This is a genomic window from Amycolatopsis sp. NPDC004169, from assembly GCF_040610315.1.
GTDB lineage: Bacteria > Actinomycetota > Actinomycetes > Mycobacteriales > Pseudonocardiaceae > Amycolatopsis.
The window spans coordinates 225,909-247,250 of the sequence record NZ_JBEXMD010000006.1; the positions used below are offsets into that span (position 1 = coordinate 225,909).

18 protein-coding genes are annotated in these 21,342 nt (G+C 71.2%); 13 read left to right on the top strand and 5 right to left on the bottom strand.

Annotated elements, in window-relative coordinates; translation table 11 throughout:
- Window positions 1-12 precede the first annotated feature (12 nt).
- Genes ABZX11_RS10675 through ABZX11_RS10685 form a run of 3 tightly spaced genes read right to left on the bottom strand, consistent with a single transcriptional unit; the run spans window position 13 to window position 2,124 of the window.
- Window positions 13-372: a DUF742 domain-containing protein gene (locus ABZX11_RS10675; protein WP_354911857.1), complete on the bottom strand. Its 360-nt coding sequence runs from the start codon at window positions 370-372 to the stop codon at window positions 13-15.
- 1 nt (window position 373) lies between these two features.
- Window positions 374-787 carry a roadblock/LC7 domain-containing protein gene (locus ABZX11_RS10680; protein ID WP_354911859.1) on the bottom strand — a complete coding sequence of 138 codons (414 nt, stop codon included), beginning with the start codon at window positions 785-787 and terminating at the stop codon, window positions 374-376.
- The gene (locus ABZX11_RS10685) at window positions 784-2,124 is read right to left on the bottom strand and encodes an ATP-binding protein (RefSeq protein ID WP_354911861.1); all 1,341 of its coding nucleotides are present in this window, start codon (window positions 2,122-2,124) and stop codon (window positions 784-786) included. The genes ABZX11_RS10680 and ABZX11_RS10685 overlap by 4 nt, the downstream gene beginning before the upstream one ends.
- A gap of 455 nt (window positions 2,125-2,579) precedes the next feature.
- Between ABZX11_RS10685 and ABZX11_RS10690 the strand changes: the two genes are divergently transcribed.
- Both ABZX11_RS10690 and ABZX11_RS10695 read left to right on the top strand, forming a co-directional pair.
- Window positions 2,580-4,037: an RICIN domain-containing protein gene (locus ABZX11_RS10690; protein ID WP_354911864.1), complete on the top strand. Its 1,458-nt coding sequence runs from the start codon at window positions 2,580-2,582 to the stop codon at window positions 4,035-4,037.
- 110 nt (window positions 4,038-4,147) lie between these two features.
- The gene (locus ABZX11_RS10695) at window positions 4,148-5,008 is read left to right on the top strand and encodes an expansin EXLX1 family cellulose-binding protein (protein ID WP_354911866.1); all 861 of its coding nucleotides are present in this window, start codon (window positions 4,148-4,150) and stop codon (window positions 5,006-5,008) included.
- Here ABZX11_RS10695 and ABZX11_RS10700 read toward each other — a convergent pair whose 3' ends face one another.
- Entirely contained in the window at window positions 5,009-5,500 is a 492-nt protein-coding gene (locus tag ABZX11_RS10700) for a MarR family transcriptional regulator (protein ID WP_354911868.1), read from the bottom strand.
- Window positions 5,501-5,609: 109 nt separating this feature from the next.
- Here ABZX11_RS10700 and ABZX11_RS10705 point away from each other — a divergent pair, with 109 nt between their 5' ends.
- Window positions 5,610-6,791 carry an FAD-dependent monooxygenase gene (locus ABZX11_RS10705; protein ID WP_354911870.1) on the top strand — a complete coding sequence of 394 codons (1,182 nt, stop codon included), beginning with the start codon at window positions 5,610-5,612 and terminating at the stop codon, window positions 6,789-6,791.
- A 24-nt stretch (window positions 6,792-6,815) separates the two neighbouring features.
- On the opposite strand, the gene ABZX11_RS10710 is transcribed toward ABZX11_RS10705, so the two are convergent.
- A complete protein-coding gene (locus ABZX11_RS10710) occupies window positions 6,816-7,010 on the bottom strand; it encodes a hypothetical protein (protein WP_176176582.1) in 195 nt (64 codons plus the stop codon).
- Window positions 7,011-7,182: 172 nt separating this feature from the next.
- Here ABZX11_RS10710 and ABZX11_RS10715 point away from each other — a divergent pair, with 172 nt between their 5' ends.
- From ABZX11_RS10715 to ABZX11_RS10760, 10 genes are all read left to right on the top strand, one after another.
- On the top strand, window positions 7,183-8,385 hold the full coding sequence (locus ABZX11_RS10715) for an ROK family transcriptional regulator (protein ID WP_354911873.1): 1,203 nt from the start codon (window positions 7,183-7,185) through the stop codon (window positions 8,383-8,385).
- A gap of 223 nt (window positions 8,386-8,608) precedes the next feature.
- Window positions 8,609-9,796 carry an ROK family transcriptional regulator gene (locus ABZX11_RS10720; RefSeq protein ID WP_354911876.1) on the top strand — a complete coding sequence of 396 codons (1,188 nt, stop codon included), beginning with the start codon at window positions 8,609-8,611 and terminating at the stop codon, window positions 9,794-9,796.
- Entirely contained in the window at window positions 9,793-11,289 is a 1,497-nt protein-coding gene (locus tag ABZX11_RS10725; protein ID WP_354911879.1) for a sugar ABC transporter ATP-binding protein, read from the top strand. Before ABZX11_RS10720 ends, ABZX11_RS10725 begins: the two co-directional genes overlap by 4 nt.
- Window positions 11,286-12,299, top strand: coding sequence for an ABC transporter permease (locus tag ABZX11_RS10730; protein ID WP_354911882.1), 1,014 nt, complete (start codon window positions 11,286-11,288; stop codon window positions 12,297-12,299). Before ABZX11_RS10725 ends, ABZX11_RS10730 begins: the two co-directional genes overlap by 4 nt.
- Window positions 12,296-13,351 (top strand): substrate-binding domain-containing protein, encoded by a 1,056-nt coding sequence (locus ABZX11_RS10735; RefSeq protein ID WP_354911885.1) that lies wholly within the window; start codon window positions 12,296-12,298, stop codon window positions 13,349-13,351. Before ABZX11_RS10730 ends, ABZX11_RS10735 begins: the two co-directional genes overlap by 4 nt.
- Before the next feature lie 31 nt (window positions 13,352-13,382).
- Window positions 13,383-14,522, top strand: a complete 1,140-nt coding sequence (locus ABZX11_RS10740) for a Gfo/Idh/MocA family oxidoreductase (protein ID WP_354911887.1) — start codon at window positions 13,383-13,385, stop codon at window positions 14,520-14,522.
- Window positions 14,519-15,523 (top strand): sugar phosphate isomerase/epimerase family protein, encoded by a 1,005-nt coding sequence (locus tag ABZX11_RS10745; RefSeq protein WP_354911890.1) that lies wholly within the window; start codon window positions 14,519-14,521, stop codon window positions 15,521-15,523. Before ABZX11_RS10740 ends, ABZX11_RS10745 begins: the two co-directional genes overlap by 4 nt.
- A gap of 9 nt (window positions 15,524-15,532) precedes the next feature.
- Window positions 15,533-16,387 (top strand): sugar phosphate isomerase/epimerase, encoded by an 855-nt coding sequence (locus ABZX11_RS10750; RefSeq protein WP_176176589.1) that lies wholly within the window; start codon window positions 15,533-15,535, stop codon window positions 16,385-16,387.
- Between the two features lie 41 nt (window positions 16,388-16,428).
- Window positions 16,429-17,397, top strand: a complete 969-nt coding sequence (locus ABZX11_RS10755; protein WP_354911893.1) for a multicopper oxidase domain-containing protein — start codon at window positions 16,429-16,431, stop codon at window positions 17,395-17,397.
- 80 nt (window positions 17,398-17,477) lie between these two features.
- Window positions 17,478-21,338: a ThuA domain-containing protein gene (locus ABZX11_RS10760; protein ID WP_354912025.1), complete on the top strand. Its 3,861-nt coding sequence runs from the start codon at window positions 17,478-17,480 to the stop codon at window positions 21,336-21,338.
- Window positions 21,339-21,342: the final 4 nt, after the last annotated feature.

Consider the following 21,342-nt stretch of genomic DNA (forward strand, 5'->3'; position numbering starts at 1 on the left):
CGGACGTCCTGGTCAGAGCTTCTGCAGTCCAACGAGTACCTGCTTCAGGGTTTCGAGATCGGGCAGATCGGTGTCGGCGGGCGCCGACGACGGGTGGCGGGCGGTGACCCGGCCGGTGTCGAGCAGGTCGCACAGCAGGATCTTCACGACGCTCACCGGAAGACCCAGCTCCGACGCGACCTCCACCATTGCCGTCGGGTGGCGGCACAGCCGCAGGATCCGGACGTGCTCGGACTGCATGCCCGGCACCGGATCGCTTTCGCTGACGATCAGCGTCACCAGGTCCAGCGCGCTCTCGTCGGCGCGGCTGCGCCCGCCGGTGACGGTGTACAACCGGTCCGGGTCCTCCCGGTGCAGGTTCTCCCGGACCATGTCACCCGGCCGCGGTGGGCTGCGGGCGCGGCGGCGCGGTCAGGTACGCGCCGAGCTGCTCGACGAGCTCGTTCATGTTGTGGCCGATCAGGCCCACGTCCGCGTCGTCGGCGGCGATCACCGCGAGGTGGGCGCCTTCGCCGGCTTCCACGATGAACAGCACCCCGCCGTGGAACTCCGTCATGGACTGGCGCACCCCGCCGGTGCCGTCGCCGAACTCGATGGACGTGCCGTACGCCAGGCTCTGGATCCCCGAGGCGATGGCGGCCAGCTGGTCGGCCTGGTCGATCGTCAGCCCGCGGGTGTGGCAGAGCTTGAGGCCGTCCTTGGACAGCACGAGGGCGTGCCGGGTGCCCGGCGTCCGGCCCACCAGGTTCTCCAGCAGCCAGTCGAGATCGTGGTCCGTGGTGTTCATCGGCTGTCCTCCGAGGGAGCAGAAGGGCGGGTTCCCCGGCCGGCCGCGTGGAACGCGCTGAACCGCGCACCGGCGTCGGCCCGCGCCGGCGCGGGGTTCGCCGGTGGCGGCGCCTTCCGGGGCGCGGCCGCCAGCGTCTGGCCGCGACGGCGCTGCGGCAGCCCGTCCTCCACTGTGGACACCGGGGCGGCGGGCGCCGGTGCGGGGGCCGGGGGTGCGGCGGCTCCGGCCGGGCTCGGCGTGACCGGTTCGGGCTGGGTGATCAGCTGCCGGGGGATCATGACCACCACGCCGGTGCCGCCCCGCGCGGACGGCCGGAAGTGCACGGTCAGGCCGTGCTTGCGCGCGAGGCACCCCACCACCGCCAGGCCCAGCCGGGTCCCGGACAGCGTGGTCAGGTCCAGCGGCTCGGCCGAAACCGCCCGCACGGCCCGCTCCAGCGCCGCGGGGCCCATGACGAGGCCGCTGTCCTCGATCGTCACCACGACCCCGGCGTGCACCTCTTCGACGTACACGTGCACGTCCTCCGAGGGCGGGGAGAAGCTGGTGGCGTTGTCCATCAGTTCGGCCAGCGCGTGCATGACCCCCTCGGCGGCGTAGCCCGCCACCGCGGCGGTGCTCGTCGAATGCGTCCGCACCCGCTGGTAGGCGCTGATCCGCCCCATCGCGCCGCGCAGGATGCTCTCCATCACGATCGGCTTGGTCCAGCGACGGCCGGAGCGCGCGCCGGTCAGGACCGCGATGCTGTCCGCCAGCCGGCCCGCCTGCGCGGTGCTGTGGTCGAGTTCGAGCAGGTCGCCGAGGACGTTCTCGTCGTACTTGCCCTCCATCTCGCGCAGGTCGGCCAGCATGCTGGTGGCCAGCGCCTGGACGCGGCCGGCGGCGTTGGCGCAGGCGGCCATCGTGGCCGTGCGCATCCGTTCGCCGCGCGCGATCTCCTGCGCCGTGGTCTCCAGCAGCCGCCGCGCGGGACCGCCTGCCGGATCCGGCACCTCGGTGAGCGCGGTGTCCGCCGACGCCCCGTCGCGCACCCGCCGGACCACGGCCGGCAGCGTTTCGTCGGCCAGCCGCACGATTTCCGCGTCCAGCGCGGCGATCCGGTCCCGGTGGTGGCGCGCCGCGAGCGCGCAGTACGCCGCGAGCGTGACCGCCGCGCACACCACGACCGCCGCCACCCCGCCGTACCAGGCCGTGAACACCCGGTCCGCTCGGGACGCGCCGGCCGTCGTCCACCACCACACCCCGCCGGTGACGACGGCGGCGGCCGCGAGAACGGACAGGGCCCGGCCCACCGGTGGGCGCTCCGCCTGCGGGTGGGCGGGTGAATGCACTGACATCGATCGGGTCCTCGGGACGGTGGGAGACGGGATGGGGGCAGCCAGGACTGAGCGGACACGGACGGGAGCGCGGAAGTTCGCACGGGTGCACGGAAAGAGGCGGCGCGTCGGGCGTCGCCGTGGCGACGACGACCCTAGCGCCGATCTTTCCCGTTCGTAAGAGTCAATCTTCGTCGGCACATCTTCGCCGCCCGGCGCGGTTTCCGGTCAATTCCCCACAGTTCCGCCGGGGTTATCGAAAAATGTCGAAGAATCGGCCGTTTGCCACACTGTGGCGACACAGCTGCGAACCGGTTCGACAGTTGTCGACGCAGCCGTGTAACTTTCAGATAATGCTGTCATACAACGACTTGAACGGTAGATCCCGGCCGTGTCGGTGCTATCGTGACGACCCGATGAGGCGAACCGATTCGACGCCGAGGGACGCCTCCCGCTCCCCACCCGAGAGGACACCGATGTCCAGCTCGCCGCACCAGGTCCGGAACCGGCCGTTCGCTCTGCTCGCCGTCCTGCTCGCCGTTCTGGCCGGCGTTCTGGTGCCCGCGCACCGGGCGAACGCGGCGGCGAACACGTTCACCCTCGGCGCCACGCGGACCGACACCGCGGGCCGTCCGCTGCAGCTGCACGGCCTCGGCATCGTCCAGGTGGGCGCCACCTACTACGGCTTCGGCGAGGACAAAACCGGCCAGACCACCGCGAACACCGCGTTCCAGGACATCCCCTGCTATACCTCGACCGACCTGGCGAACTGGACCCACCAGGGCATCGCCCTGGCGAAGCAGGGGAGTGGCGACCTCGGCCCCAACCGCATCGTCGAACGGCCCAAGGTCCTCTACAACGCCACCACCCGGACGTACGTGATGTACCTGCACATCGACAACACCGGCTACTCCGACCAGCGGGTCGGGGTGGCGACCAGCGCGACGCCGTGCGGCCCGTACAGCTACCGGGGGAGTTTCCAGCCGCTGGGCAACCAGAGCCGTGACATCGGGCTGTTCCAGGACACCGACGGGACCGCCTACCTGCTCAGCGAAAACGCCGGCCGGAGCCTGCGCATCTACCGGCTGTCCGCCGACTACACGTCGGTGGCGAGCGCGGTGGCGACGCTGCCGAACTACGAGTCCCCGGCCGTGGTCAAGGTCGGCGCGACCTACTACCTGCTGGCGTCCCACCTGACCGGCTGGGCCACCAACGACAACGTGTACGCGACCGCGACGTCGCTCGCCGGCCCCTGGTCGCCGTTCCGGAACTTCGCGGCGCCGGGCACCAACACCTACAACAGCCAGACCGCGAACATCATCACCGTCCGGGGCGCTTCGGCGACCACCTACGTCTACGCCGGCGACCGCTGGACGGGCAACGCCATGGGCACCTCGCCGCTGATCTGGCTGCCGCTGACCATCCGCGGCACGACGGTCAACCTCGGCCAGTACCCGAGCTGGAACCTCGACGCCGACGCGGGGACGTGGTCGGCGAACTCGGGGCTGCCGAGCGAAACCACGCACGTGCTGAAGAACTTCGGGAGTTCCCAGGTGCTCGACGCGTCCGGCGCCTCCACCGCGGCGGGCGGCAAGGTCATCCAGTGGCCCGCGCACGGCGGGGCCAACCAGCAGTGGCGCCTGACGAGGCAGGCCGACAACGTCTTCACGGTGGTCAACGTCAACAGCGGCCTGTGCCTCGACGTGCCGGACGGGTCCGCCGCGAGCGGGGTCCAGCTGCAGCAGTGGACCTGCACCGGCGGGGCCGGTCAGCAGTGGGCCGCGGACCTGGTGGGCAGCCTCACCGGCAACCAGTACGTGCTGGTGAACGTCAGCAGCGGTCTCACCGTCGGGGCGTCCGGGTCGGCGAACGGGGCGCCGGTCGTCCAGGCAGGCGGAACCGGTGCGGCGAACCAGGTGTGGACGATTTCGTGAGGCGTTCCGGTCACTGATTGTTCACGCTCACATCACCGGCTGCACCGTTGTTGACCCGCGGTGGCGCGCTGTCTACTGTGGACCACTCGGCGAGGAGTCCGGGAGGTGCGGTGCGCGCACGCGCGGTGGTCGTGCCGGTCCTGGCGCTGGTCGCGGTCGTGGCGGCCGTCGTCGTCGTGGTCGCGACCCGCGGTGACGGCACGCCCCCGGCCGAAGCGGCGGCCAGGGCGGAGGCCGCTCCCGGGATCGGGACGTCCGTGACCACCCCGCCGCCGGTGAGCACGCCGTCGCCCACACCTTCGCCTTCGTCGGCTTCTGCGGCGTCCTCCAGTGCCGCACCCCCGGCGGCCGCGCCGCTCGCCGGCCGGATCAAGCCGGGGGTGAGCCACTCCGGCGTGGCCACCTTCTATGACTCCGACGGCAGTGGCGCGTGCGGGTACGACGCGAGCCCGGATCCGTTGACCGCGGCGATGAACGAGGCCGACTTCGAGGGCTCGCAGGCGTGCGGCGCCTACGTCCAGGTCCAGGCGGCCGGCGGCGCGAGCGTGACGGTGCGGATCACCAACCTGTGCCCGGCGCCGTGCCGGGTGGGACAGCTGGATCTGGACCCCCGGGCGTTCGACCGGCTCGGGGCGCGCGACCGGGGCGAAATCCCGGTCACCTGGAAGCTGGTGAGCCCGCCGTCGGTGCCGCCGATAGCGCTGCGCCACAAGGACGGCTCATCGCAGTACTGGTGCGGGATCCAGGTGATCGGGCACCGCAATCCGGTGGCCCGCTTGGAGGTCCGCGCGGGTGGCAGCTGGAAACGGTTGCCGCGCACGGACTACAACTACTTCCTCTCGGAAAACGGTGCCGGGTGCGGCGGGGCTGTCGCGATCACCGACGTCTACGGCGAACGCCTGGTCGTCGACCCGCTGCCGGTCAAGCCGGGTGTCAGCCAGCCGGTGCCGTCGCAGTTCGCCCGGCACTGATCACTCGTCCTCCTCGCCGATCGCCGAGAGGAAGGCCGCGAGGTCGTCGGTGAACCGCAGCAGCAGGTCGTAGAACGTCCGGCGGTCCGACGGCGACCAGCCGCCCAGCGCGTCCCCGAACCAGCCGAGCAGGGTGGTGACGTACCGGTCGGCGATCTCGGTGCCGTCGGGGGTCAGCGTGACCAGCCGGGCGCGCCGGTCGTCGGGATCGGGCAGGCCGGACACGAGCCGCCGCCGTTCGAGCACGTGCAGGTGGCGCGTGACGTGCGGGCCCGCGACCTGCATCCGGTCCGCGATCTCGCCGACGCGCATCGGCTTGCCGGTCATGTGCAGCGACAGGATGATCGACAGCCCGGGCCGGTCGAGGTCGGCTCCGATCCGCTTCATCGCCCGCTCGACGAGGCCGCTGCGGTTCATCAGGGTGCCCAGCTGCAGGAGCCGCGGCAGCACGGCACGCAGGTCGGTCCCGTCGGCGGCGTCTGTGTCGCCCATCACACCTCTTAGATAGCTAACTTAGGTATATAGTTGGCCCGGTCGGGGGTTGGCCGAGCGCATTGTCGCACCTGGCAATCGGATACCTAACTTAGCTATAGGAGTCGTCATGAAGCGAGTCTTGATTTCGGGCGCCAGCATCGCCGGGCCGGCGTTGGCGTTCTGGCTGCGGCGGGCCGGGTTCGCGGTCACCCTCGTCGAGAAGGCACCCGCGCTCCGGGTCGGCGGCTACCCCATCGACATCCGCGGCACCGCACTGACCGCCGTCGAGCGGATGGGGATCCTGCCTGCCCTGCAGGACCTGCACATCTCGACGCGGCGGCTGACGTTTCTCGACGGCGACGGCGGCGAAATCGTGGCATTGGCCCCGGAAGCGGTCGTCGGCGGCGACGGCGGCGAAGACCTCGAGATCCGCCGCGGCGACCTGATCCGGACGCTGTACGACCTGGTCCGCGACGACGTCGAGGTCCGGTTCGACGACACGGTGGAAACCCTCACCGATGCCGCCGAAGGGGTCGACGTCACCTTCCGCAGCGGCCACCGGGACCGCTACGACCTGGTGATCGGCGCCGACGGCCTGCACTCCCGGACCCGCGAACTCGTCTTCGGCGAGGAGGCACCGTTCCACCACTACCTCGGCTACTGCTTCGCGGGGTTCACCATGCCCAACGACTTCGGGCTGTACCGCGAGGGGGTCACGTGGAGCAAGCCGGGCAAGGGGGCGGCGCTGTATGCGGTCCTCGACAGCGAGGAGGTCCACGGCTTCCTGGTGTCCGCCCGGCCGGAGCCGCCGTTCGAGGCGTTCCGCAACCCGGAAGCCCAGCGCGAGTTGATCGCTCGCACCTTCGAAGGCGACGGCTGGGAAATCCCGCGCCTGGTCGCGGCGATGCGCGCGGCCGACGACCTGTTCTTCGACGTGATCAGCCAGATCCGCATGCCGTCCTGGTCATCCGGCCGGGTGGCGCTCATCGGCGACGCGGCGCACGCGCCATCGTTCCTGACCGGCCAGGGCACGAGCCTGGCGCTGGTGGGTGCGTACGTGCTCGGCCACGCACTGGCCACGAACCCGGACCACACGGCGGCTTTCGCGGCCTACGAGGACAGGTTCCGCGGGTTCGCCGAGGCCAACCAGGCGCTGGTGACCGAGGGGCAGGCCACGCTGTTCCCGACGACCGCCGAAGCGCTCGAGCAACGCAATGCGGCACTGCGGCAGTTCACCGAGGTCCCGCGCGAGCCGAAGCCGGAGCACTCGGCGCTCGTCCTGCCGGAGTTCCCGGTCGCAGTGCGCTGATCGGGAACTCCGGCAGGGGCCGGGTCAGGCCGGGATGAGCAGGATCGGGTAAGTCCGCGGGACCACGCACAACGCGGTCGTGGCGAACATCGCGAGCGAGCTGCCGATGCACCTCTCCGCCGGAATGCTTTCCGTCTGGGCCGAGGCGGTGGCCGCCGTGCCGAGCAGGACTCCGGTCGTCATTGCCAGCGCACCGAGCGCGGCCGTGATCCGTCGCATGGTGATCCTCCTGTCGTGGAGCCGGTTTCCGATGGCCGGAGGCTGCCCCGGATTCGGGGCGGCCGAACGGTCCGGCGGCCGATCGCACCGGTCCGGGTGTCACCCACACCGGACCCCGACGCCCGCGGCCGGGTGGCCGGACGGCCCGGAAAGCACCAGTACGCTGAGGCGAATGAGCACGGTATCCACCCCGGAGCAGTCGATGGTCGAAACCCGGCACCAGACCCGGTTGCTGACCCTGCTCCGGGACGACGGCCCGATGTCGCGGGTCGAGCTGGGGGAGCGGCTGGAGCTGCCGCGCGCCCGGGTGGGCGCCGAGGTGGCCCGGCTCGCCGAGGTCGGGCTCGTCGAGGCCGCGGGGCCGTCGGCCAGCCGGGGCGGACGGCGGTCGACCCTGGTCCGGCTCGCCGGGGAACTGCGGGTGCTCGCGGTGGACGTCGGCGCGACCTCGGTCGGTGTCGCGGTCACCGACGCCTCCTGCGAGGTGCTGGCCCACGCGGTCGAGGACTGCGACGTCCGGCAGGGGCCGCACCCGGTGCTGCGGCGGGTCGCCGAGCTCGCGGCGAAGGTCCGGGAAGAGGCACCCGGCCGGCTCGTCGCCGCCGGCATCGGGCTGCCCGGGCCGGTCAGCTTCGCCGAAGGGATGGCGGTCGCGCCGCCGATCATGCCCGGCTGGGACCGGTTCAACGTGCGCGACCACCTCGGCGGGCTGTGGGGCTGCCCGGTCGCGGTGGACAACGACGTCAACGCGATGGCCCTCGGCGAGCGGCACGCCGGGGTCGCGCGCTCGACCGACGACCTGATGTTCGTCAAGATCGGCACCGGGATCGGCTGCGGGATCGTGCTCGGCGGCAAGGTCTACCGCGGGGTCGCCGGCACGGCGGGCGACATCGGGCACATCCGGCTCGACGACTTCGGCCCGACCTGCGCGTGCGGCGAGGTCGGCTGCCTGGAGGCCTACTTCGGCGGGGCCGCGCTGGCCCGCGACGGGCTGGCGCTGGCCCGCAGCGGCCGTTCGGCGTTCCTGGCCGAGGCGGCCGCCGAACGCGGCGCGGTCACCGCCCGTGACGTCGGCCGGGCCGCCGCGGCGGGCGACTCCGGTGCGGTCAACCTCATCCGCGACGGCGGACGGCGGCTCGGCCAGGTCATCGCCTCGCTGGTCTGCTTCATCAACCCGGGCATGGTGGTGATCGGCGGCGGGGTGGCCCAGCTCGGGCACCAGCTGCTGGCCGAGGTGCGCAGCGCGGTGTACCGGCGCTCGCTGCCGCTGGCCACCGGGAACCTCCCGATCGTGCTGTCCGAGCTGGGCGAGACGGCGGGTGTCATCGGGGCCGCGTGGTCGGCCACGGACCGGGCCTTCACGCTCAGCAGCTGAGCCCTTCGCTGACAGAGCGTTGCTGAACGCGTCCACTGTGTAACGTCAAAACCAGACAGACTTTCGTACGTTGAGAGCAAAAGTCTGTCTGGTTTCGCACGTCTATCCGGGTGAAAACCCGACTAAACACCCCGACATCACCTTGACGAGTGATGCCAGTCACCCTACTTTCGCTGCCTGAGCGACAAAGTGCGTTCAGTAGCCAGCGCAAGATGGGGGCACCGTGGCCGTCACCGGAACGAGGCGCGCCGACTCGGCGAGCCCGCGTACGGCGAACCTGGCCGCGGTCCTGCGGGCGCTGCGCACCGGCCCGCTCTCGCGCACGCAGCTGGCCGCCCGCTGCGGGCTCGCCAGGTCCGCGGTGCCCGGCCTGCTCGCCGAGCTCACCGGGCGCGGCCTGGTCCGCCCCGCCGGTGTCCGGCCGGGCAACGGGCGGCCGAGCCGGCTGGTCGAGCTGCACGGCGAAGACGCCTACGCGCTCGGGCTGAGCGTCGAAGCCGACCGGCTGTCGGCGCTGGTCACCGATCTGTCGGGCCGGGTGCTGGACGAGGCCACCGAGGCCGTCGACGTCGCCGCGCTCGGGCTGCAGACAGGCATGGACGAGCTCGCCGAGCTGGCCGGGGCCGTCCTGCCCGGGCCACCGGTCGGGATCGCGGTCTCGGTACCCGGCCTGGTCGATTCGGCCGCCGCGGTGTTGCGGTTCGCGCCCGCGCTGCGCTGGCGGGACGCGGAGATCGCCGGGCTGCTGGCGGCCCGGCTGGACGTCCCGGCCGCCGCCATCGCCGTGGACAACGACGCCAACCTCGGCGCACTCGCCGAAGCGATCGCCGGCACCGGCGACGACCTGTTCTACCTGGGTGGCGGAACGGCCGTCGGCGGCGGGCTCGTCTCCGGCGGCACGATCCTGCGGGGCGCACGCGGCTTCGCGGGCGAGGTCGGGCACATTGCCGTCGACCCCTCCGGTGGCCGGTGTCCCTGCGGCCGGACAGGCTGCCTGGAGACCAAGGCGAACCTGGCCGCGCTGCTGCGCGCGGCCGCGGCGCCGGGCGACCCCCTGCACGATCCCGCTCCCGGCGTCGAAGGCCGCGTCGCCCGGCTCACCGACCGCATCCGGCTGGGCGACCAGCGCGCGGCCACCGCGGTGCACGAACTCGGCGTCGCGCTCGGCATCGCCCTGTCCACTGTGGTCGACGTGCTCGACCCGGACGTCGTCGTGCTCGGGGGCTACTTCGCGGCACTGGGGGAGTGGCTGGTCGAACCGGTCCGCGTCGAACTCGCCGCCCGGCCGCTGGGCCAGGCGCGGGTGGTGGCGTCCGGGCTCGGCCTGCGGGCGCCGCTGCGCGGGGCCGCGCACCTGGCCGCCGAGCGGCTGTTCGCGAACCCGACGCTCGCCGAGGAGGTCATGGTATGAGCCTGCTTTCCGTGCGCGGGATCGTGAAGACGTTCCCGGGCGTCCGCGCCCTCGACGGCGTCGACCTCGACGTCGAGCCCGGCGAGGTGCACTGCCTGCTCGGCCAGAACGGCGCCGGGAAGTCGACGCTGATCAAGGTCCTCTCCGGCGCGCACCAGCCCGACACCGGAGAGATCACCTGGCAGGGCGAACCGGTGACGCTCGGTTCGCCGGTCGACGCCCTGCGCCTCGGCATCGCCACCATGTACCAGGAACTCGACCTCGTCCCCGGGCTTTCGGTGGCGGACAACATCTTCCTCGGCCACGAACGCGCCCGCTTCGGCTTCACGCGGATCTCCCAGGCCCGCGCCGAAGCCGCTCGCCTGATGGCCCGGCTCGGCCACCCGGACATCCGGCCGTCGACCGAGGTCGGCAAGCTGTCGGCCGCCGGGCAGCAGCTGGTCTCGATGGCCCGCGCCCTGGCCCACGACGCCCGGCTGCTCGTGATGGACGAGCCCACCGCCGCGCTGGCCGGCGAGGAGGTCGACAACCTCTTCCGGATCGTCGGGGAGCTGACCGCCGACGGCGTCGCGGTCGTCTACATCTCCCACCGCCTGGAGGAACTGCGCCGGATCGGGCACCGGGTGACCGTGCTCAAGGACGGCCGGACCGTCGGCACCGGCCTCGACGCCCGCACCACGCCGACCGCCGACCTGGTCGCGCTGATGGCCGGCCGCAAGGTGGAGACGGTCTTCGGCCCGCGCCACGACGGCCACGCCAGGCCGGAGACCGCGCTCGCCGTCGAAAACCTCACCCGCCACGGCGAGTTCGAGGACGTCAGCTTCACCGTCCACGCCGGGGAGGTCGTCGGCATCGCCGGCCTGGTCGGCTCGGGCCGCAGCGAGCTGCTGGAGACGATCTTCGGCGCGCGCAAGCCCGACCGGGGAACCATTGCCGTCCAGGACAAACCGCTCGGCCCCGGCGTCCAGGCCGCCGTGAAGGCAGGCATAGGCCTCGCTCCGGAAGAACGCAAGAGCCAGGGCCTGCTGCTGGACCTGCCCGTGGTGCACAACGTGACGCTGGCCAGCCTCGGCCGCTACGCGAAGCTCGGCTTCACCGAACGCGCCAAGGAACTGGACGACGCCGGCGCGAGCCTGCGCCGCCTCGACCTGCGGCCCGCCGACCCCCGGCGGATCGTCCGCACGCTCTCCGGCGGCAACCAGCAGAAGGCCGTGCTCGCGCGGTGGCTGGTCCGCGGGTGCCGGGTGCTGCTGCTCGACGAGCCGACGCGCGGCGTCGACGTCGGGGCCCGCGCCGAGCTGTACCGGCTGATCGACGAGCTGGCCGCGACCGGCGTGGCGATCGTGCTGGTGTCCAGCGAAATCCCCGAGGTGCTCGGGCTGTCCGACCGGGTGCTGGTGCTGCGCGAGGGCCGTGTCCTCGCCGACCGGCGCTCGGCCGGGCTGACCGAGGCCGAGGTGCTCGACGTGATTCTCGAGGGGAGCGCGGCATGACCGAAACCCAGGCACCGCCCCAGGAAGCGCTGCCCGCCGAACGGAAGCGGTTCGCCTTCTCCGCCGACCCGCGGCTGCTCGGCCTGGCCGGGGTGCTCGTGATCCTGTGCCTGGTCGGCCAGCTCACCCGGCCCGAGCTGTTCTTCACCGAAAGCAACATCTCGACGATCCTGCGGCTGGCCGCGGCGATCGGCGTGGTGAGCGTCGGGATGACGTTCGTGATCATCAGTGGCGGCATCGATCTGTCCGTCGGCTCGATGGTCGGCCTGGCCGGCGTCTGGCTGACGACGCTGGCGACCCAGTCGTACGGCCCGTGGGTGATGGTCCTCTGTGGACTCGCGGTCGGTCTCGGCTGCGGCCTGGTCAACGGCGTGCTCGTCGCCTACGGCAAGGTCGTGCCGTTCATCGCCACGCTGGCGATGTACGTCTCGGCACGCGGGCTCGCCGAGCGGATCAGCGGCCGGCGCACCCAGGTCGTCGCCGACCAGGACTTCCTCGCCTTCTTCCGGGGGAGCTTCCTCGGCGTCCCCACGCTGATCTGGCTGTTCGCGCTGGTCTTCGCGGTCGGCTGGGTCGTGCTCAACCGCACCACGTTCGGCCGGCGGACGTACGCGGTCGGCGGCAACGCCGAGGCGTCACGGCTGGCCGGCATCAACGTCAAGCGCCACCTCGCGCTCGTCTACGGCGTGGCCGGGCTGTGCTGCGGGATCGCCGCGCTGATGGTCGTCGCGCGGACGACCGCGGGCGCGTCGACCAACGGCATGTTCTACGAACTCGACGCGATCGCGGCGGTGGTCATCGGCGGCACGCTGCTGACCGGTGGCCGCGGCTCGCTCATCGGCACCCTCATCGGGGTCCTGATCTTCACCGTGCTGTCCAACATCTTCACGCTCAACAACCTGGACACCGACATCCAGAACATCGCCAAGGGCGTGATCATCGTCCTCGCCGTGCTCCTGCAGTTCCGCGCCCGCAAGTCCCGGACCCAGTCACCCTGGAGGTCGTCATGACCGAACAACCCTTCCTCGGCCGCCGGGGATTCCTGCTGGGCGGAGCCGCCGTCGGCGCCGGCGCGCTGCTGGCCGGCTGCACGTCGAACACGCCCGCGAACTCCGAGTCGAACGCGCCGGTCGCCAACGCGGGCAACAACGCCCAGCCGGGCAAGCCGATCACCATCGGCTTCTCCGCGCCGGCCGCCGACCACGGCTGGATCGCCGCGATCACCAAGAACGCCAAGGCGCAGGCGCAGAAGTTCAGCGAGGTGAAGTTCAACGCCACCGAGGGCACCAACGACGTCAACCAGCAGATCTCCCAGGTGGAGACGCTGATCAACGCCAAGGTCGACGTCCTGGTGATCCTGCCCTTCGACGGCAAGGCGCTCACCGCGGTCGGCCAGCAGGCGATGGACGCCGGCATCCCGGTGATCAACCTCGACCGCGTCTTCGACACGCCGCTGGCGTACAGAACGTGGATCGGCGGCGACAACTACCGGATGGGCGTCAACGCGGGCAACTACATCGCCGCGGAGCTCAAGAAGAAGAACGTCGCCAACCCGGTCATCGGCGAGGTCGCCGGCATCGACTCGCTGCCGCTGACCCAGGAACGCAGCAAGGGCTTCAAGGACGCGCTGGGGCGCGCCGGGTTCAAGGTGGGCCCGCGGGTGTCGGCGCAGTTCACGTCGGAGTCGGGCGAGCAGCAGACCGCGAACCTGCTGCAGGGCGCGCCCAAGCTGGACGCGCTGTGGAACCACGACGACGACCAGGGCATCGGCGTCAACGCCGCGATCGACACCGCGGGCCGCAAGGAGTTCATCATGGTCGGCGGCGCCGGCTCGAAGAACATGATGAACCTGATCAAGGCCGACTCCTCGCCGATCAAGGCGACCGTGCTCTACAGCCCGTCGATGGCCTCGACGGCGGTCGCGCTCGCGCGGCTGCTCGGCCAGGGCAAGGGGATCGGCGACCTGGCCGAGCACGACATCCCGGCCGAGATCACCACCTACTCGGCGGTCGTGACCAAGGAGAACGTCGACCAGTACCTCGACGTCGGCTTCGACTCCTGACCGGACTTTCCGCCAGAACGCAAGGAGGGGCATGAGCCGGGAAACCATCGGGATCGGCATGGTCGGGCACGCGTTCATGGGTGCGGTGCATTCGCACGCCTGGCGCAGCGTCCACCGGTTCTTCGACCCGCCGCTGGTGCCGCGGCTCGCCGTGCTCGGCGGCCGGGACGAAGCCAGAACCCGGGACGCCGCCGCCAAGTTCGGCTGGGAGGACGTCGAGACCGACTGGCGGAAGCTCGTCGCCCGGGACGACGTCGGCCTGGTCGACGTCTGCACCCCGGGCGACAGCCACGCCGAGATCGCGATCGCCGCGCTGGAGGCCGGGAAGCACGTGCTGTGCGAGAAGCCACTGGCGAACTCGGTCGCCGAGGCCGAGGCGATGGCCGAGGCGGCGCGGCGGGCCCGTGACCGCGGGGTGCGGGCCATGGTCGCGTTCAACTACCGCCGGGTGCCCGCGCTCGCCCACGCCAGGAACCTGGTGGCGAGCGGGGCACTCGGCGAGATCCGGCACGTGCGGTCGGTGTACCTGCAGGACTGGCTGTCCGATCCGCAGGCGCCGATGACCTGGCGGCTCCGGCGCGAAAGTGCCGGCTCGGGCGCGCTCGGCGACCTCGGGGCGCACATCGTCGACGCCGCCCAGTTCGTCACCGGCGAGGTGATCACCGGCGTCTCGGCGCTGACGAACACGTTCGTGAAGCAGCGGCCGTCCGAGACCGGCGGCACGGACGACGTCACGGTCGACGACACGGCGTTGTTCTTGGCGCGGCTGTCCGGGGGCGCGGTGGCGACCTTCGAAGCGACCCGGTTCGCCCTGGGCCGCAAGAACGCCATGCGACTGGAGATCAACGGGTCGAAGGCGAGCCTGGCCTTCGACTTCGAGTCCATGAACGAGCTCCAGTGGTACGAGGGCAGCGGCACCGAAGCCGGTTTCCGCCGCATCCTCGTCACCGAGCCGCAGCACCCGTACGTCGGCGCGTGGTGGCCGCCGGGGCACCTGCTCGGCTACGAGCACACGTTCACCCACGAGGTCGCCGACCTCCTGGACGCCATCGGCGCGGGCACCGACCCCGCACCGAGCTTCGACGACGGCCTGCGCGTCCAGCGGGTGCTGGCCGCCGTCGAGAAGAGTGCGGCCGCGGAAGCGAACTGGACACCGGTGGAGGAGAAATGAGCCGTCCCGTCACGTTGTTCACCGGCCAGTGGGCCGACCTGCCGTTCACCGAGGTCTGCAAGCTCGCCTCGGACTGGGGTTACGACGGGCTGGAGATCGCCTGCTCGGGCGACCACTTCGAGGTCGACCGCGCACTGTCCGAAGAGGACTACGTGCCCGGGCGGCTGCGGCTGCTCGCCGAGCACGGCCTCAAGGTGTGGGCGATCTCGAACCACCTCGTCGGGCAGGCCGTCTGCGACGACCCGATCGACCACCGGCACCAGGCCATCCTGCCCTCCCGCATCTGGGGCGACGGCGACGCCGAGGGCGTCCGGCAGCGGGCGGCGGCCGAGATGGCCGACACCGCGCGGGCCGCGGCGAAGCTCGGCGTGGACACCGTCATCGGCTTCACCGGGTCGAAGACCTGGAAGTACGTGGCGATGTTCCCGCCGGTCTCGCGCGCTGACATCGATGACGGCTACGCGGACTTCGCCCGCCGCTGGCACCCGATCCTGGACGTCTTCGACGGGGTCGGCGTCCGGTTCGCGCACGAGGTCCACCCGTCGGAGATCGCCTACGACTACTGGACGACCCAGCGCGCCCTGGAGGCCGTCGACCACCGGCCGGCGTTCGGGCTGAACTGGGACCCGTCCCACTTCGTCTGGCAGGACCTCGACCCGGTCGGGTTCATCCTCGACTTCGCCGACCGGATCTACCACGTCGACTGCAAGGACACCCGCAAGCGCTTCGACGGCCGCAACGGACGGCTCGGCTCGCACCTGGCCTGGGCGGACCCGCGCCGCGGCTGGGACTTCGTGTCCGTCGGCCACGGCGATGTCCCGTGGGAGGACTGCTTCCGGGCGCTGAACTCGATCGGCTACGCCGGGCCGATCTCGGTGGAGTGGGAAGACGCCGGGATGGACCGGCTCCGGGGCGCGGCGGAGGCGGTGAAGTACGTCCGCGAGCACCTGTTCGACAAGCCGTCGGCGGCATTCGACGCGGCTTTCAGCAACCAGAAATGAGGGAGTTCCATGTGCGGTGACCGGCCAGATCACTACTCCCGACGATCATTCCTGAACGTGGCGACAGCGGCTCTCACGGTGGGCGCGGCGACAATCGCGTTGCCCGGCATCGCGGACGCCTCCCCGGCTCGCCGCCGCGTGCCGCTCGACAAGATCAGCATCCAGCTCTACTCCCTGCGTTCGCTGCTCCAGAACGACCCCGAAGGCACGCTGTCCGCGCTGGCCGACATCGGCTACCGCAAGGTCGAGCTGGCTGGCACGTACGGCCGCAGCGCCGCCGAGTTCCGCGCCATCCTCGACCGCAACCACATCGAGGCCTCCTCGTCGCACGTCGGTATCGACGGCGACCTGAACCAGGCGATCGCCGACGCGAAGGTCCTCGGCAACCGCTCCGTCGTGGTGCCCTACGCGAACTTCGGCACGATCGCCGAGTGGGAGGCCTTCGCGGGCCGCATGAACACCGCCGCGGTCGCCTTCAAGAAGGCCGGGCTGAAGCTCGGCTACCACAACCACGACCACGAGTTCGCCCCGATCGGCGAGGTGGTCCCGTACGACGTGCTCACCGCGAAGACGGACAAGCGGCTCGTGCACCTGGAGATCGACCTGTTCTGGGCGGTCAACGGCGGCGCGGACCCGGTCGAGCTGTTCCGCCGCAACCACCCGCGCGTGACGCAGTACCACGTCAAGGACCGGACGGTGGACGGGCAGATGGTCGACCCCGGCGCGGGGGTCATCGACTTCCCGCGCATCTTCGCCGCGTCCTGCCACACCATCGGCGAGTACATCGTCGAGCACGACCAGCCCGCCGACCCGCTGCACACCGCGAAGGTCGGCTTCGAATACCTCCGCACCGTCCGGTTCTGAGAGCCCCGGGGGGACTCGACATGCGAGTATCACGTCGGTCGATGCTGGCCGGAACCGCCGCGGGCGTGCTCGCGCCCGCGGTCGGGGCGGCCGATGCGGCCTTCGCCGCGGGCCTGACCCGCCAGCTCACCATCTACGCCGAAGCCCTGTCCGGTGGTCTCTACGGCTACGGCCTCGAACCGGGCAAGGCCACCATCCCGGGGCCGCTGCTGGAGATCTACGAGGGCGACACCCTCGAGATCGAACTGGTCAACCGGACCGACAAGCGGCTCTCCATCCACCCGCACGGCGTCACCTACGACACCGCGTCGGACGGCGCCCCGCTCAACGCGTCCTTCAACAACCCGGGCGAAACGCGCACCTACACCTGGCGGACGCGGGCCCGGTACGACGCGGGCGGCGGCTTCTGGATGCCGGGCAGCGCCGGCTACTGGCACTACCACGACCACGCGATGGGCACCGACCACGGCACCGCCGGCCTCGCGCGCGGGCTCTACGGCGGGCTGATCGTGCGCAAGCGCGGTGACCTGCTGCCGAGCAGGCAGTACACCGTCGTGTTCAACGAGATGATGGTCAACCACGCGATGGCGCCGGACACGCCGATCTTCGAGGCCCGCCTCGGCGAGCGCGTCGAGTGGGTCTGCATCGGGTACGGCAGCCTGCCGCACACGTTCCACCTGCACGGGCACCGCTGGGCGGATACCCGCACCGGCATGCTCGGCAGCGCCGCTGACAACGTTGCCATCGTGGACAACAAGAACCTCGACCCCGGCAGTTCGTTCGGGTTCCAGGTGCTCGCCGGCGAAGGCGCCGGCCCCGGGGCGTGGATGTACCACTGCCACGTCCAGACCCACTCCGACGGCGGCATGGTCGGGCTCTTCCTGGTCCGCAACCCCGACGGCAGCCTGCCCGAGGGCGCGCAGGACGCGATCGACCGGTTCAAGGAGCACAGCCACACCGGGCACGACATGAACCCCGATTCCCGTACGCACGCAGGAGGGGCGCTGTGAAAAGACGTTGGTTCGGCAGGCGCGGCGCGGTCGTGCTCGCCCTCGGCTCGGTCCTGGCGGCCGGCGCGCCGCTGCTGGCCATGCCGGTGGCCCAGGCCGCGCCCGCGGCGAACGTCCCGGTGAACGTCCTGCTCTTCCACGGCGCGCCGGGCGGCCAGCAGGACCCGGTCGTCCGCGCCTCGGACGCGATCGCCCGGCTGGGCGCGGACAACGGCATCACGGTGACGGCGTCGTCGGATCCCGCCGTGTTCAGCGCCGCCAACCTGGCCCGCTACCGCGGAATCGTGTTCCTGTCCGCGCAGGGCGTGACGCTCAGCCGGGACCAGGAAGGCGCGCTGCAGGCCTACATGAAGGCCGGCGGCGGGTTCCTCGGCATCTCCGACGCTGCCCGCGCGCAGGACTCCTCGACCTGGTTCACCGGGCTGATCGGCGCCCGCCCGGTCGGCGCCCGGCCCACCCCCGAAGCCGTGGCCGCGGTGACCGCGAGCGGGGAGAACCCGCCCAACGAAACCAAGGAGAAACTGGCCGACAACAACGAAAACACCAAGTGGCTGACGTTCGCCACCACCGGCTGGGCCGCCTACAAGATGGCCACGCCGGTCGCCGTCAGCAGCTACTCGCTGACCTCGGCGAACGACTACCCGGGCCGGAACCCGAAGAACTGGACCCTGCAGGGCTCCGCGGACGGCAGCACCTGGACCGACCTGGACACGCGGGCGAACGAGACGTTCAGTGACCCGTTCCAGACCCGGACGTTCACCTTCACCAACACCACGGTGTACCCGAACTACCGGCTGAACATCACCGCGAACGCCGGTGAGCCGATCATCCAGCTCGCCGACCTCAAGCTGTTCAAGGACACCTCGACCACCCCGCCGCCGCCGGAATCCCCGCCGCAGCAGGCCGTCGTCGACGTCCTCGACGCCCGGCACCCGGCCACCAAGGGGCTGCCGCAGAACTGGACGCGCACCGACCGCTGGCTCAACTGGGAGACCAACCCGGTGGGCACCGTCCACACCGTCGCGCAGGTCGAGGAGAAGGGCTACACGCCGGGGGTCGGGGCGAACGGCCCGTTCCACCCGATCTCGTGGTGCCGTGACTACGACGGCGGCCGGTCCTTCTACACGGGCATGGGCCGCACCGAGGCCTCCTACGGCGAAGACCGGTTCCGCGACCACCTGCTCGGCGCGCTGCGCTGGACCACCGGGATGGTGCGGGGCGACTGCCAGGCCGGGATCGCCGCGAACTACAAGATCGAGCGCATCACCGGCAAGAACGCGGCCGGGCAGCTCGACCAGATCGGCGAACCGCACGGGCTGACCATCGCCCCGGACGGCAAGGTCTTCTACATCGGCAAGGCGGCCTGCCCGACCGGGCCCGTCGTGAGCTGGGACGACCCGAACGTCGGCCTCGGCTGCGGCACGATCCACCAGTGGGACCCGGCCACCAAGAAGGTCAAGCTGCTCACCACCCTGCGGGTGATGGGCAACCGCGGCAGCGGCGACGAGCTGGTCAAGAACGAAGAAGGCCTGCTCGGGATGGTGCTGGACCCGAAGTTCACCGAGAACGGCTGGTTCTACGCCTACTGGATGCCGCACGAGTCGATCGACCGCGACAAGCGGACCGGCAAGCGCACGATCTCGCGGTTCACCTACAACGCGGCCACGCAGACGATCGACCAGGCCACCCGCAAGGACCTGCTGTCCTGGGACGTGCAGATCCACAGCTGCTGCCACGCGGGCGGCGGGATGGCGTTCGACAAGGACGGCAACCTCTACGTCGGGTCCGGGGACAACAACTCCTCGGGCGGCTCGAACGGCTACTCCGGCAACAACTGGACGCTCGAGTACAAGGGCCTGTCGTTCCAGGACGCGCGCCGCACGGCGGGCAACACGAACGACTACGGCGGCAAGATCCTGCGCATCCACCCGGAGGCCGACGGGACGTACACCATCCCGGCGGGCAACCTCTTCCCGAACGGGCCGTCGGACAAGACCCGCCCGGAGATCTACGTGATGGGCGTGCGCAACATCTCGCGGCTGCAGGTCGACCCGGTGCACAACTGGCTGACCGCGGGCTGGGTCGGCCCGGACGCGCCGTCGCCGAGCCCCGAGCTCGGGCCGGCGAAGTACGAGACGGCCACGATCATCACCGAGGCGGGCAACCACGGCTGGCCGTACTGCATGGGCAACCGGCAGCCCTACCGCGACCGCAGCAGCACCAACGCGGCCGAGCTGACCGGCTGGTACGACTGCGACAACCCGGTCAACACCTCGCCGCGCAACACCGGCCTGGTGAACCTGCCGCCGATCAAGGACAACATGATCTGGTACTCGCCGGACGGCGGCGGGCCGGTCTTCCCGAAGCGGCCGGGCTCGGCCATCCCGACGTACAACGCGGCGGACGCCACCTACACCCAGCCGTACCTGCGGGGCGGCGGCCAGGCGATCATGTCCGGGCCGACCTACCACCGCTCGCTGGTCAACACGAACAGCGGCGTCGCGTGGCCGGAGTACTGGGACAACAAGTGGTTCATCGGCGACGAGGCCAACGCGCAGAACCGGGTCGCGGTGACCGTCGACCCGGCCGGGGTGCCCACGCACCAGCCGCCGGTGTTCGCCGAGACGTTCCGGCAGATCATCCCCGGCGGGTCCGGCGACACCCGGGTGCAGAGCTGGATGGACGCCAAGTTCGGGCCGGACGGCGCGCTGTACGTCCTGGACTACGGCAACGGCTTCTTCTCGCTGGACGCCAACCAGAAGCTGCTGAAGATCAGCTACACCGGCGGCGCGCCGACGCCCGCTCCGGCGGCGTCGTCGACGATGGTGCAGAACAAGGCGCTGACCGCGGCGTTCACCGGGTCGAAGTCCGGCGGCGTGTCCTACCGGTGGGAGTTCGGCGACGGCTCGGTGTCCACCCAGGCCGACCCGCGGCACACCTACCCGCGCACCGGCCTTTACACCGCCAAGCTGACCGTGACCTACGCGGACGGTGAAGCGGTGACGACCCGGACGTCGGTGAACGTCGGCTGCGCGGTGGCCGATCCGGGTCCGGTGGTGACCTTGGGCGACAGCATCACGAAGGTGGTCAACCGCAACGCCGGCGGCGGCTGCACGGTCGACGACTTCATCGACGACGAAGGCGTGTGGACCACGCACGCGGCGTTCGTCAACCACGTCGAGCAGGCCACCGAGACGCTGTCGGACCTCGGGGTGCTGAGCGACGCCGAGGTCGCCGAGCTGACCGCGGCGGCCGACGCGTCGCCGATCGGGAAGCCGGGCACGACCGGGTACGAGGCGCTGTTCGACGGCACGGCCGCGTCGCTGCGGGCGTGGGAGCAGGCACCTTCGGGTCAGTTCACGCTGCAACCCGACGGGTCGATCCGCTCGGCGGGCGGGCTGGGCATGCTCTGGTACAGCCAGCGGCAGTTCGGCGACTTCTCGGTGAAGGTGCAGTTCCGGGACATCGCCCCGGACGGGTTCCGGGCCAACAGCGGCGTGTTCGTCCGGTTCCCGGACCCGCGCACCCCGACGGCCCAGCGTCCGCCGGGCAGCTGCGGCACGGTCGGCTCGGCGGCGACGTCGCAGGCCTGGGTGGCCATCTACTGCGGCCACGAAATCCAGATCTACGACGGCGACACCGGTGAGCCGCAGAAGACCGGGTCGGTCTACAACTTCGACCCGCGCCCGCTCGACCAGGCGGGGGCGCGGCCGAAGGGGACGTGGAACGAGTACGAGATCAAGGTCGTCGGCCAGCACTACACGATGATCCGCAACGGCGTGGTGATCAACGAGTTCGACAACACGCCCGGGCAGCAGTCGTCGCGCGCGGGTGACCCGCCGACCGACCTGCGGCAGTTCGTCAGCGGGTTCATCGGGCTGCAGAACCACAGCGACAACGACCTGATCGAGTTCCGCAACATCCGGGTGCGGCAGCTGTAGCGCG